Genomic DNA, 12,473 nt, shown 5'->3' with positions numbered 1-12,473 from the left:
GCCGGGCAGTCGGCGGGCGAGGCGTTTGAGGCCGCGGTAGGTGGCGGTGCGTACGGCGCCGGGGCGCTTGCCGAGGACGCGGGCGGTGGCGGGGCCGTCGAGGCCGACGACCACCCGGAGCAGCACGGCCTCGGCCTGGTCCCGGGGCAGGGTGCGCACCAGGTCCAGGGCCCGTGCGGTGGACAGGGACTCCAGGGCCTGGTCGTGGGTGCTGTGCGGTGCGGGCAGCTCCAGCACGTCCTGTTCGAGCGCGGTGGTACGGGGCCGGGTCCGGCGGCGGCGCAGATGGTCCAGGGCGCGGTGGCGGGCTATGGTCGCGGTCCAGCCCCGGAAACCGGCGCCGTCCCCGCTGAACCGGCCCAGGTCCCGGGCGATCTCCAGCCAGGCGTCGGCCGCCACGTCCTCCGCGTCCTCGCCGACCAGGCCCCGCAGATAGCCGAGCAGGCCGGGCTGCACGATCCGGTAGGCCACCGCGAACGCCGTCTCGTCGCCGTCCTGGGCCCGTGCGACGGCGGCGCCCAGTTCCCCGTCCCGCGGCCGTCGGCGGCGGGGCTCCCCTCCCTCGCCCAAGACCGTCCTCGTCGTGCCGAGTTCCTGGCCACCGCGGGGCGTCCCGCACGGTGCGACACGCTCCGGCCGTGTCTGTCGCCCTCCACGGTCATCAGCGTCCGCCCGCACGGAAGTGTCACAGCGAGCCGAGGGACCGTCAGACGCCGGCGGTCGCGTCCCGGCACAGCAGGCGCAGCGAGCCGTGGCCGGTGTAGCAGCGGCGGGCCTCCTCGATGGGGTCCCAGAGCCGGCCGTCGGGCGTGCGCACCCAGTGCTCGCCGCCGGTCGCCCACCACTCGGCGCCGGTGTGCCTGACGACCACCTCCCCGGCGTAGGCGCCGAAGCCGCGCAGCACGCTGTCCACGGCCTGCCGCGGCGCCCCCTCGCGCCGTATCTCCTCGATCACCCGGTCCACCCGCCACAGGCTCTGCGCCGAGTAGTCGAGGCGCAGCCGGGCGCCCTCGCGCATGGCCGCGACCGCGTCCGCCGCCCAGCGCGCGGGCTTCACGGCGGCCTGCGGCCTGGTCTGCTGCGGCGCGGTCCCGTCCGGAGCGGACACATCGGCCGGCGCCTCGGCCGGCACGCTGGCGGTCACATCTGCCGCCACACGGGCTGTCACATGGGCTGTCACACGGGCTGTCACATGGGCGTTCACATAAGGAAGAGCGAGCGGGGCCCGGCTTCCGTCACCCCTCACGGCCGCCTTCCGCCAACCGGCGCAGGACCACCCCACCTCCACCGCACGACCGGCACAGAACGCCCGCACCCGGGGGCCCGCCGGCACCGGAGCGTCAGCCGCCGGTCGCGACGGTGCCCCGGGCCCGCCGGGAGACCACCGCGCGCAGCACCCGCCGTCCCTCCCCCGACAGCTCCAGGGCATGGCGCAGGCCGTGCTTGCCGTGTCCGGCGAGGAGTTCGAGGACGGCGATCTGGCGGCGCAGCTCGGCGGCGACGAGCGGGGGCAGTTCCTCGGTCCCGCCCGCCCGCGCGGCCTGCGGGGCCGCACCGTCCGGGGCGCCCTCCGCGGCGGGGTCGAGCAGGAGGTGGATGCGCAGGGAGGCGAGGGAGCAGGCGTCCGCCCAGGGGCGCAGGGCCTCGGCGGTGCGCTCCGCGGGGGCCGCGTCCAGCATGCTCCGGGCGAGCCGGAGGGTCTCCGCGCCGGACGCGCCGGCCTCCCCGCCCGTTCCGCACGCGGCCCGCGCCCGCTCCAGGTGGCCGCTCCAGTCGGAGCCGTCGGCGAGGCTCCCCCACAGCGGGCGCAGCAGCTCGTCGTCCTCGCCGAGCAGCGGCAGGCACCGATCCAAACAAGCCAGCCCGCCTGCGGCCAGTCCCCGCTCGTCGGCCCGCGCGATCAGTTCCACCAGGCTCATGAAGCCTCCCCGCTCTGGGCTCCGACCGGTACGGGGCCCGTGACTCCCCTTACTGCGTGCGCGGGGGCGGGAGTGTCACAGCCGTCTGGTTTCAGCCAAACGCGGGGACGGCGAGCAGCCGGTGCCGCTGCATCCGGGTCAGATGCACGACGACCACCACGGCGAGGATTCCGGCCGCGGCGTCGAGGGCGTCGGAGACGAGCATCAGCCGGGCGGCGGAGGCCAGCCGGGCCGGGGTGTCGGGGTTGTCGAACCGCGTGGCCGCGGGCCGGTCGAGCAGCAGACCGAGGATCCACAGCGTCCACCAGGCGTTGACCGGCGCGCTCCGGACCCGGGCGCCCGGCGGGACGCTGGCCGTCCAGCTGTCCAGCACGATCCGGCGCGGGAACCACAGGTTCACGATCGGGCAGAACCAGCCGCCGATCACCCAGCCGCGCTTCAGCCGGTGCCCGTCCGGCCGGAACACCTCGGCGTTCACCCGCACCCGCCACAGCCAGCAGAGGTAGACGACCACCGTCGCCACCAGGGTGGAGCCCTGGGTGACGCCGGCAACGCCGTAAAGGGTGTCGGCCCGGTGGACGACGTCCGCGCCGGCGCCGCCCATCAGGTCCTGGGCGGCGTTCATCTCGCCCAGGTCGGCGACGCAGGCGAACAGGTCGGCGGCGACGGCCGCGCCCAGCAGCACGGCGGTGGCGAGGCCGAGCCCGGCGGGCGAGCGCAGCCGGGTGGGGGGCGGGCCGCCGAGGAGGGGACCTGTGGGCACGGGTGGGACGGGCACGGGCGTGGCCATGGGCTGAGCTTCCCCCGAAGTGATGACGGTGCCCGGCGGGCGGCGTACGAGCGGCCGGCCGGAGATGCGAACACCGGAAGATACGACCGAAGATCATTCCGTGTCCACGGGTTTCGCCGGTTCCGTCCGGTTCACGGCGGATGCCGGCCGGGTCGCTCCCACGACCCGGCCGGCCCGCCGCGCCTCAGCCCAGCCGGTTCGCCAGTGTCTTGAACTGCGTCCAGGACAGCGCGGGCGTGCCCGGGTCCCACAGCTTCTGCACGGTGGCCCGCAGCGGCATCCGGATGCCGGCCGCGACCTGGTCCGGCGTCTGCGCGTTGGGGAAGTCGCCCCAGACCGCGAAGGTGCCGCCGAGGATCTGCCCGTCGTACCGGGCCGGGACGGCGGTGGTGCCGCGCACCACCCGCGGGGTCCACTGCTCGTAGATCCGCTGGCCCGTCGGGTACACGAAGGTCTGCGGCTGGCCGAGGACGTAGTAGAGGAACTCGTCGTTGTAGTTGATCAGCTTGCGGCCGGCGCTCAGATACTCCTGCGGCTGCCGGGCGCCGATCTCCTTGCCGGTCCAGTAGGCGACCTGGAGATCGTTCGCGGGCCGCACGGCGGTGGCGCTGCGGTAGAAGCCGTCGTTCCAGGCGCGCAGCGTCCTGCCGTGGGCGCGGACGGTGGCGGCGCGGTCGTTGAGCCAGCTGGTGGTGAGGTCGGCGACGTTGCCGTTCGCGCCGAACTTCGCCCGCGCGGCCGCGGCCAGCTGCGGATAGGCGGTCTGGGGGTCGCTCGCCATGAGCGCGGTGTACTCGTCGCCGCCCAGATGCCACTGGCTGCCGGTGAACAGGCCCGCGAACTCGTTCAGCAGGTCGTCGACCAGCTTGGCCGAGCCGGGCTTGGAGATGTCGATGGCGCCCTTGGTCACCACCCCGTTCCGGTTGCGCAGCCGGAGGTCGGGGTGGGCGGCGAGGACGGCGCCGAGGTGCCCCGGCGAGTCCAGTTCGGGCACGACGGTGATGTGCCGGCTGTTCGCCAGGTCCACGATCCGCCTGACCTGCGCCTTGGTGAGGTGGTCCGCGGAGACGATCTCCGGGTGGCTGCTGGACTCGATCCGGAAGGCCTGGTCGTCGGAGAAGTGCAGCCCCAGTTCGTTGAACTTCAGGTCCCCGAGCTCCCGTATCCGGTCCTCTATCCAGGACTCGGAGTACGGCTTGCGCGCGATGTCCAGCATGAACCCGCGCACCGGCTTGGCCGGCTCGTCGCGCACCACGCCCTCCGGCGCCGTGCCACCGCCGTGGACCTCCTGTTTCAGGGTCCGGGTGCCGTAGAAGACGCCCGCCCGGCCGGGGCCGGTGATGTCGACCCGCCCGCCGTGGACGTTCATCGTGTACGACTCCTGGTTGCCGCCGCCGGCCAGGGCCAGGCGCACGTCACCCGCCTGGGTGTCGTTCTTCTGGCCCGCGTAGCTCATGCCGAGCTCACCGGCTATCAGCCGGCCCTCGTCGGCCAGCGAGGCGTCGCCGATCACCACGCGGTCGCTCTTGCGGGGCTGCCACCCGGGCCCGCGGGCCGGGGTGTGGGAACGCACCGCGGGGATGGTCTGCGGTGCCTTCGACATGGGGTACGAGCGGGTGGGCGAGGGGCTCGCCGGGGAGCCGGTGTCCGCGACGGTCGCCCGTCCGGAGCCCTGTCCCGCGCCGCCACCGGACGAGGCCCACACCCCGACACCCGTGCCGAGCGCGACGGTCCCGACCACCGCGGCGGCCACCGCCATCCGCTTCCGCTTCACCTGTTGCGCCGTCGCCCGGCGCCTGTGCTGGGTCACTCAGCCAACGTACGGCCCTTCGCCACTCGAACGGTCACCTGAACGTTCGCAAACTCTCCCGTCCGGGTGAATTTCGGGCATCGCGAGGACACAGAGTGACCACTCTCGATAACCTGACGACACACCTTTCACAGCATCACCCTGCCACACACGCCCTGTGACGCGAGGACTCACGCTGCCCGGACACCGCCTTCCACATCTGCCCCGCCCCCTCGACGCGTTCAACGCGGCGCCCGCGACCGAGGCCCGCGCCCTGCTGCTGCGCTGCCTGCACAGCCACCGCTGGTCCCACCGCGTCGCGGCCCACCGCCCCTACCCCGACCTGGACGCCCTCCTGGCCGCGGCGGACGAGGCGGCGTACGACCTGTCCCCGGCGGACATCTCGGGGGCCCTGGCGCACGAGTCCCTGCCGACCCTCCCGGCGGACACCTACTCGGCCGCCCACATGGCGCTGGACGCGCAGCACGCGGCCTACGAGGCAAGATTCGGACATGTGTTCGTCATCTACCTGGGCGACATCCCTCCGGCCGAGACCGCCGACCGCATCCTGGAGGCCATCCGGTCACGATCGGCGAACGATCCGGACGAGGAGCGCGCGATAGCCGCGGACGAGCTCCGCCGCCTGGCAAGGGGCCGGCTGGGCACCTTCCTCAGGAGTGCGGGACCGTCCTCACCAGCGGCTCCGCCACTGGGCGCGACCAGCCCGAATGCGCCCGCACCCGGCAGATGACGGGCCCCTCGCTCCCCCATCCGGTGCCAGTTTGATCACACCGGTAGGCCCCCCGTAAGCGTCACCCCGCCGCATGGATACCATGTCGGGGGCCGGTGGACCGTACCCGGCCGGGCCCGACCGACAGTGAAGCCGGCGCGGCCCTAGTCCCCGCTCCCGGAGGGTTCTTCCGTGCCGGCTGGAACGCTGTACCGCGGCCGGGAAGGAATGTGGTCCTGGGTGGCTCACCGAGTCACCGGCGTCCTCATCTTCTTCTTCCTGTTCGTTCACGTGCTGGACACCGCTCTCGTGCGTGTCTCCCCCGAGGCCTACGACAAGGTCGTGGCCACGTACAAGACGCCGATCGTCGCGCTGCTGGAGTACGGCCTCGTCGCCGCCATCCTCTTCCACGCGCTCAACGGCCTGCGCGTCATCGCCGTCGACTTCTGGTCGAAGGGCCCGCGCTACCAGAAGCAGATGTTCTGGACCGTGATGGGTGTCTGGGTCGTCCTCATGCTCGGCGCGATCTACCCCGTGCTCGGCCACGCCGCTCGTGTTCTGTTCGGGAGCTGACGCCGATGTCTACCACTGAAACCACCGCCTCCGGGGTCGGCCCCGTCGAGGGTGCCGCCGTCTACAACGTCGACAACCCGGCGCCGCTGATCGAGGCGCCGCGCCAGCGGACCAAGAAGACCCCGAAGTCCACCCGCGGCAACTTCGAGCTGGCGGCGTGGCTGTTCATGCGCCTGTCCGGCATCGTGCTGGTCGTCCTCGTCATCGGCCACCTGGTCATCCAGCTGGTCCTGGACGGCGGCGTCTCCAAGGTCGGCTTCGCCTTCGTCGCCGGCCGCTGGGCGTCCCCCTGGTGGCAGGTCTGGGACCTGGCCATGCTGTGGCTCGCGATGCTGCACGGCGCCAACGGCCTGCGCACGGTCATCAACGACTACGCCGAGCGGCCTGCGTCCCGCATGTGGCTGAAGGCCCTGCTGTACACCGCCACGGTGTGGACCATCCTGCTGGGCACGCTGGTGATCTTCACCTTCGACCCGAACATCCGCTAGGCACGGGGCTGCGAGAATCATGAAGATCCACAAGTACGACACCGTCATCGTCGGCGCCGGTGGCGCGGGCATGCGTGCCGCCATCGAGGCGACGAAGCGCAGCCGCACCGCGGTGCTCACCAAGCTCTACCCCACCCGCTCCCACACGGGCGCCGCGCAGGGCGGCATGGCCGCCGCGCTGGCCAACGTGGAGGAGGACAACTGGGAGTGGCACACCTTCGACACGATCAAGGGCGGTGACTACCTGGTCGACCAGGACGCCGCCGAGATCCTCGCGAAGGAGGCCATCGACGCCGTCCTCGACCTGGAGAAGATGGGCCTGCCGTTCAACCGGACGCCCGACGGCACCATCGACCAGCGGCGCTTCGGCGGCCACTCCCGCAACCACGGCGAGGCCCCGGTCCGCCGTGCCTGCTACGCGGCCGACCGCACCGGCCACATGATCCTCCAGACGCTGTACCAGAACTGCGTCAAGGAGGGCGTGGAGTTCTTCAACGAGTTCTACGTCCTGGACCAGCTGATCAGCGAGGTCGACGGCGTCAAGAAGTCGGCCGGTGTCGTCGCCTACGAGCTGGCGACCGGCGAGATCCACATCTTCCAGGCGAAGTCGGTCATCTACGCCTCCGGCGGCACCGGCAAGTTCTTCAAGGTGACCTCCAACGCGCACACCCTGACCGGTGACGGCCAGGCCGCGTGCTACCGCCGGGGCCTGCCGCTGGAGGACATGGAGTTCTTCCAGTTCCACCCGACCGGCATCTGGCGCATGGGCATCCTGCTCACCGAGGGCGCCCGCGGTGAGGGCGGCATCCTGCGCAACAAGGACGGCGAGCGCTTCATGGAGAAGTACGCTCCCGTCATGAAGGACCTGGCGTCCCGTGACGTCGTGTCCCGCTCCATCTACACGGAGATCCGCGAGGGCCGCGGCTGCGGTCCCGAGGGCGACCACGTGTACCTGGACCTGACCCACCTGCCGCCGGAGCAGCTGGACGCGAAGCTCCCGGACATCACCGAGTTCGCGCGCACCTACCTCGGTATCGAGCCCTACACGGACCCGATCCCGATCCAGCCCACCGCGCACTACGCGATGGGCGGCATCCCCACCAACGTCGAGGGTGAGGTCCTGGCGGACAACACCACCGTCGTGCCGGGTCTGTACGCCGCCGGCGAGGTCGCCTGCGTGTCGGTGCACGGCGCCAACCGCCTCGGCACCAACTCGCTGCTGGACATCAACGTCTTCGGCCGCCGCGCGGGCATCGCCGCCGCGGAGTACGCCCACAAGGCGGACTTCGTCGAGCTGCCGGAGAACCCGGAGTCGTTCGTCGTCGAGCAGATCGAGCGGCTGCGCAACTCCACCGGCAACGAGCGGGTGGCCACGCTGCGCCGCGAGCTGCAGGAGACCATGGACGCCAACGTCATGGTGTTCCGCACCGAGCAGACGATCAAGACGGCGGTCGAGAAGATCGCCGAGCTGCGCGAGCGCTACAAGAACGTGTCCATCCAGGACAAGGGCAAGCGGTTCAACACGGACCTGCTGGAGGCCATCGAGCTGGGCAACCTGCTCGACCTGGCCGAGGTCATGGCCACGTCGGCCCTGGCCCGCAAGGAGTCCCGCGGCGGTCACTACCGCGAGGACTACCCGAACCGCGACGACGTCAACTTCATGCGCCACACCATGGCGTACCGCGAGGTCGGCGACGACGGCACCGAGTCCATCCGTCTCGACTACAAGCCGGTCGTCCAGACCCGCTACCAGCCGATGGAGCGTAAGTACTGATGGCTACCCCTGTTCTGGACAAGGCGGACGCGGCCGGCCGGCCCGAGCCCGGCTTCGCCGACTCCCCCTACATCACGGTCACCTTCCGAGTCCGCCGGTTCAACCCGGAGGTCTCGGCGGAGGCCACCTGGGAAGACTTCCAGCTGGAGATCGACCCCAAGGAGCGTGTCCTCGACGGTCTCCACAAGATCAAGTGGGACATCGACGGCACCCTCACCTTCCGCCGCTCGTGCGCGCACGGCATCTGCGGCTCGGACGCGATGCGGATCAACGGCAAGAACCGTCTTGCCTGCAAGACGCTGATCAAGGACATCAACCCCGAGAAGCCGATCACGATCGAGCCCATCAAGGGCCTGACGGTCCTCAAGGACCTGGTCGTGGACATGGAGCCGTTCTTCCAGGCGTACCGGGACGTCATGCCGTTCCTGATCACCAAGGAGACGAACGAGCCCACGCGCGAGCGCCTCCAGTCCGCGGAGGACCGGGCCCGCTTCGACGACACCACCAAGTGCATCCTGTGCGCCGCGTGCACGTCGTCCTGCCCGGTGTTCTGGAACGACGGCCAGTACTTCGGTCCGGCCGCGATCGTCAACGCCCACCGCTTCATCTTCGACTCGCGCGACGAGGCCGGGGAGCAGCGTCTCGAGGTGCTGAACGACCGCGACGGCGTGTGGCGCTGCCGTACGACCTTCAACTGCACGGACGCCTGCCCGCGTGGCATCGAGGTCACCAAGGCGATCCAGGAGGTCAAGCGTGCGCTGATCACGCGCCGCTACTGACCTGCCGCCCGGCACGACGCGAGGGGCCGTTCACCGCGATGGCGGGGGACGGCCCCTCGCCGTTGTCCGCCGACGGCCCGGAAATCACCGAATCCGACCGGGCGGCGCTCTAATGTGACGACATGTCAGACGATGAGTCGTACGAGCTGCTCGGGTTCGACAACGTGCTGCTCCCCGTCGGCGACCTCGCGGAGGCCGTCGGATTCTACGAGCGGGCCGGCTTCGGTGTGGGCTTCCGGTTCGACGAGGCCGGGATCGCGCTGCTCACGGCGGGGGCGGAGACGCCCGGGGTGCTGCTGCGGGTGGAGGAGGCGCTGGGCCACCGCAGTCCGCCCTGGCCCTCGCCGCGGCTGTGGCTGGAGGTGCCGGACGCCCGGGTGGCCGCGCGGCGGCTGTCCGAGGCGGGGATCCGGCCGCTGGACGAGGTGTTCCAGACGGCCACCGGGTGGACGGTGGAGATCGCCGACCCCTGGGGCAACGTGCTCGGCCTCACGGACTACACCAGGCGCCCCGAGCTGGGCCGCAGAGGCTGAACCGGGGGGCGCCCGACCACTCGTTAGGCTCTGTGGCGTGCCCGTGAAGAACGACGGTCCCGAGGCGGCCGGTACCCCCAGCAAGTCCGAGCAGACCCGTGCGCTGATCCTGGAGACGGCCCTGCGGCTGTTCCGGGAGCGGGGGTACGACAAGACCACCATGCGGGCCATCGCCCAGGAGGCCGGGGTCTCCGTCGGCAACGCGTACTACTACTTCGAGGGCAAGGAACACCTGATCCAGGGGTTCTACGACCGGATCGCGGCCGAGCACCAGCAGGCGGTGCGGGGAATCCTGGCCCGGGAGACCGAACTGGAGGCGCGGCTGGCCGGGGTGCTCACCGCGTGGCTGGACATCGCGCGGCCCTACCACGAGTTCGCGGTGCAGTTCTTCAAGAACGCCGCGGACCCCGACAGCCCGCTGAGCCCCTTCTCCCAGGAGAGCGAGCACGCCCGGGAGCAGGCGATCCGGGTGCACCGCCAGGTGCTGGCCGGTTCCAAGGCCAAGGTGCCCGACGAACTGCGTGACGTGCTGCCCGAGTTGATGTGGCTGTCCCAGATGGGCCTGGTCCTCTACTGGATCTTCGACCGCACCGAGGGCCGCGAACGCAGCTACCGCCTGGCCCGGCGCGGCGCCCGGCTGACCGCCCGCGGTGTCACCCTGGCCCGCTTCCGCGTCCTGCGCCCCCTGGTGCTGGAGGTCCACGAGCTGTTCACGGACTTCCTGCCGGGCATGACGAGGGTCCTGCCGGATCCGGGGCGCAAACGGGACGAGTGATCACTTCCGGGTGAAGGAGCGGGGAAGAGGCGTCCGGCCCCGGCCGGCCGGGAGCGAGTACGCGAGCCATCGCGTCCACGCACCCGGCGAGACCGTCGCCCTCCCCGCCTCGCTCGGCGCCGAGGTCACCCCTCGACGTCGAGCGGATCATCAGGGCCGGGCAGAAGCAGGACGGCTGATCAGATCCAGTCCAGCCGCCACAGGCGGTACACGCCCGTGCCGTCCGTGAGGTACTGGCCGCCGCCCACGTCCTCCGTGCTGACCGTGTACTCCTTGCGCTGCCACAGGGGGATCAGCGGGACGTCGGTGGCGATGTCGGACTGGATGCGCTGGAAGTCGGCGGCGGCGCGGCCGCGGTCGGCGAAGCGCCGGCTGTCACGGATGTACTGGTCGACGTCCTTGTTGCTGTAGCCGGTGCTCATGGTGGAGCCGGTGCCCACGAGGGGCTGGCCGAAGGTGTCCGCGTCCGGGTAGTCGGCGACCCAGCCGACCGACCAGGCGTCCAGCTTCCCGGCGGCCATGTGCTCCTGGAAGTCGGTCCACTCGTAGCCCTTGACGTCCACCTTGAACAGGCCGCCCGCCTCCAGCTGCTTCTTCAGCGCCGCGGCCTCCTCCGCGCCCGGCCCCTGGCCCTTGCCGTAGGCGAAGGTGAAGCGCAGCGGCAGGCTCACCCCGGCCTGGGTGAGCAGCGCCCGCGCCTTCGCGGTGCTCTGGGTCGGGTACTCGTCGAAGAAGGACGTGGTGTGGCCGGTGATACCGGTCGGGATCAGCGAGTACAGCGGGTCGACCGTGCCCTGGTAGACCGTGGCGGCCAGCTGCTCCCGGTTGACCAGCCACGCGATCGCCTGCCGCACCCGGGTGTCGTGCAGCGGGGAGGCCGCGCGGGTGTTGAGGTACAGGTTGCGGGTCTCGGAGGTGTCGGACTCGTTGACGCGGTCGTCGGGGTCGCTCGGCGTCATCCGGGACAGCACGTCCGGCGGCAGCGTCCGGGACGCCACGTCGACCTTCTTGTCCTTCCACGCCTGGTCGAGCTTGGCCGAGTCGCTGTAGTAGCGCAGGTCGACCGGCCGCCCGGTGCCGCTCAGATACCCCTTGTAGTGCGGGTTCGGCGTGAGCTCGGCCAGCTTGCCCTTGGTGTAGGAGGCCAGCCGGTAGGGGCCGGTGCCGTCGACGGCGCCGTCCTTGCGCAGCGCGTCGGCGGGGTAGTTGTCCTTGTCCACGATCGCCCCGGCGCCGGTGGCGACCTTCAGCGGGAAGGTGGCGTCCGGGGCCTTCAGGTGGAAGGTGACCGTGCGGGCGTCGTCCGCGGTGACCGAGGCGAGCAGGTCGAACAGGGACGACGGGCCGACGTCGGAGTTGATCTTCTTGACCCGGTCGAAGGAATACTTCACGTCCTCGGCGGTCATCGCGCGCCCGCTGGGGAAGGTGATCCCGTCGCGCAGGGTGCAGCGGTACGTCTTCAGGTCGCCGGGCGCGAAGCCACAGCTCTTGGCGGCGTCCGGCACCGGTTCCACACCGTCCGGCTCGAAGGTCAGCAGGCTCTGGAAGACGTTGCTGAACAGGGCCCAGGAACCCGCGTCGTAGGCGCCGGCCGGGTCGAGCCCGGTGACCGCGTCCGTCGTGCCGACCGTGATGGTCCTGTTCTTGTTCTCCTGCGACGGCAGCAATTGCCAGCCGCCGATTCCCACGACCGCCAGCACGAGCAATGTCACGAGAATCCGCATGCGAACCGATCGCACGGTGGTGCCCTCCCAGACCTGTGCAGGCCCTACCCCTGGCTCAGCACAAAACGCGCCACTCCCCTAAAGTGACGCGGCTCACCTAATCACACGTGTTTCAGCGTGGGAAGGGCTTTCTGACCGGTTGTGGAAGAACTCACCAAAGCATTGTCTTCGCCAGGTTTTCACAGCCCCTCCACAGGCAGGGGAGAGATTCCGGTCACATACCGCTAGGGGGTGCGGCGCAGGGCGCGCACACCGCGCAACCCGATGACCCCGATGACCGTCCCCAATACGAACGAGACGATCGCCAGCAGCAGGTGCACCCAGAAGTAGGCGGTCGGGTGACCGTCGTCGAAGGCGAGCCCGCTGCCGTCCTTGACCAGGTTCTTTACGAAAGTGATCCAGATGAACCAGCTCCAGACCCCGAAGGCGAGCAGGAACCAGGAGACCGGGCGGCTGAGTTTCATACCTCCAGTATCCGGGGTGCGCTTTCGTCGCGGGGGCCGGGGCGGCAATCGCCGGGCGGGTGCGAGTACGTTCTCGGTCGTGCCCGCACCCAAGAAGACCGCCCGGCGATCACTGCTGGTCAGCGTCGCGACCCT

At 70.9% G+C, this 12,473-nt stretch carries 14 protein-coding genes; 7 read left to right on the top strand and 7 right to left on the bottom strand.

Annotated elements, in window-relative coordinates:
• From FRZ03_RS38110 to FRZ03_RS38090, 5 genes are all read right to left on the bottom strand, one after another.
• The coding region (locus tag FRZ03_RS38110; protein ID WP_146469767.1) for an RNA polymerase sigma factor at nt 1–570 on the bottom strand (570 nt) is incomplete at its 3' end.
• Between the two features lie 136 nt (nt 571–706).
• Nucleotides 707–1,108 (bottom strand): hypothetical protein, encoded by a 402-nt coding sequence (locus tag FRZ03_RS38105; RefSeq protein ID WP_146469768.1) that lies wholly within the window; start codon nt 1,106–1,108, stop codon nt 707–709.
• A gap of 232 nt (nt 1,109–1,340) precedes the next feature.
• Nucleotides 1,341–1,919 (bottom strand): hypothetical protein, encoded by a 579-nt coding sequence (locus FRZ03_RS38100; RefSeq protein WP_146469729.1) that lies wholly within the window; start codon nt 1,917–1,919, stop codon nt 1,341–1,343.
• Nucleotides 1,920–2,010: 91 nt separating this feature from the next.
• On the bottom strand, nt 2,011–2,682 hold the full coding sequence (locus tag FRZ03_RS38095; protein WP_261399507.1) for a DUF4328 domain-containing protein: 672 nt from the start codon (nt 2,680–2,682) through the stop codon (nt 2,011–2,013).
• A 211-nt stretch (nt 2,683–2,893) separates the two neighbouring features.
• Entirely contained in the window at nt 2,894–4,468 is a 1,575-nt protein-coding gene (locus tag FRZ03_RS38090; RefSeq protein ID WP_146469766.1) for a beta-N-acetylhexosaminidase, read from the bottom strand.
• A gap of 208 nt (nt 4,469–4,676) precedes the next feature.
• Here FRZ03_RS38090 and FRZ03_RS38085 point away from each other — a divergent pair, with 208 nt between their 5' ends.
• The 7 genes from FRZ03_RS38085 to FRZ03_RS38055 all read left to right on the top strand — a co-directional run bounded on the left by FRZ03_RS38085 (nt 4,677) and on the right by FRZ03_RS38055 (nt 10,150).
• Nucleotides 4,677–5,249, top strand: a complete 573-nt coding sequence (locus FRZ03_RS38085; protein ID WP_146469727.1) for a 2-oxo-4-hydroxy-4-carboxy-5-ureidoimidazoline decarboxylase — start codon at nt 4,677–4,679, stop codon at nt 5,247–5,249.
• Nucleotides 5,250–5,420: 171 nt separating this feature from the next.
• Nucleotides 5,421–5,801: a succinate dehydrogenase, cytochrome b556 subunit gene (sdhC, locus tag FRZ03_RS38080; RefSeq protein ID WP_078967379.1), complete on the top strand. Its 381-nt coding sequence runs from the start codon at nt 5,421–5,423 to the stop codon at nt 5,799–5,801.
• 5 nt (nt 5,802–5,806) lie between these two features.
• Nucleotides 5,807–6,289: a succinate dehydrogenase hydrophobic membrane anchor subunit gene (locus FRZ03_RS38075; protein ID WP_146469726.1), complete on the top strand. Its 483-nt coding sequence runs from the start codon at nt 5,807–5,809 to the stop codon at nt 6,287–6,289.
• A gap of 19 nt (nt 6,290–6,308) precedes the next feature.
• On the top strand, nt 6,309–8,063 hold the full coding sequence (gene sdhA / locus FRZ03_RS38070) for a succinate dehydrogenase flavoprotein subunit (protein ID WP_146469725.1): 1,755 nt from the start codon (nt 6,309–6,311) through the stop codon (nt 8,061–8,063).
• Entirely contained in the window at nt 8,063–8,842 is a 780-nt protein-coding gene (locus FRZ03_RS38065; RefSeq protein ID WP_070026211.1) for a succinate dehydrogenase iron-sulfur subunit, read from the top strand. Before sdhA ends, FRZ03_RS38065 begins: the two co-directional genes overlap by 1 nt.
• A 122-nt stretch (nt 8,843–8,964) precedes the next feature.
• Nucleotides 8,965–9,375, top strand: a complete 411-nt coding sequence (locus FRZ03_RS38060) for a VOC family protein (RefSeq protein WP_146469724.1) — start codon at nt 8,965–8,967, stop codon at nt 9,373–9,375.
• Between the two features lie 37 nt (nt 9,376–9,412).
• Nucleotides 9,413–10,150, top strand: a complete 738-nt coding sequence (locus FRZ03_RS38055; RefSeq protein WP_146469723.1) for a TetR/AcrR family transcriptional regulator — start codon at nt 9,413–9,415, stop codon at nt 10,148–10,150.
• 179 nt (nt 10,151–10,329) lie between these two features.
• Here the strand turns inward: FRZ03_RS38055 and FRZ03_RS38045 are convergent, their stop codons facing one another.
• A complete protein-coding gene (locus FRZ03_RS38045) occupies nt 10,330–11,874 on the bottom strand; it encodes an ABC transporter substrate-binding protein (protein WP_146469722.1) in 1,545 nt (514 codons plus the stop codon).
• Between the two features lie 224 nt (nt 11,875–12,098).
• A complete protein-coding gene (locus tag FRZ03_RS39910) occupies nt 12,099–12,338 on the bottom strand; it encodes an SCO4848 family membrane protein (protein ID WP_222443446.1) in 240 nt (79 codons plus the stop codon).
• Nucleotides 12,339–12,473 lie beyond the last annotated feature (135 nt).

The organism is Streptomyces misionensis (genome assembly GCF_007896895.1).
In the GTDB taxonomy this organism is placed as follows: domain Bacteria; phylum Actinomycetota; class Actinomycetes; order Streptomycetales; family Streptomycetaceae; genus Streptomyces; species Streptomyces misionensis_A.
The sequence above is the reverse complement of the archived record's forward strand: the minus strand, read 5'-3'. Positions and strand labels throughout refer to the sequence as shown.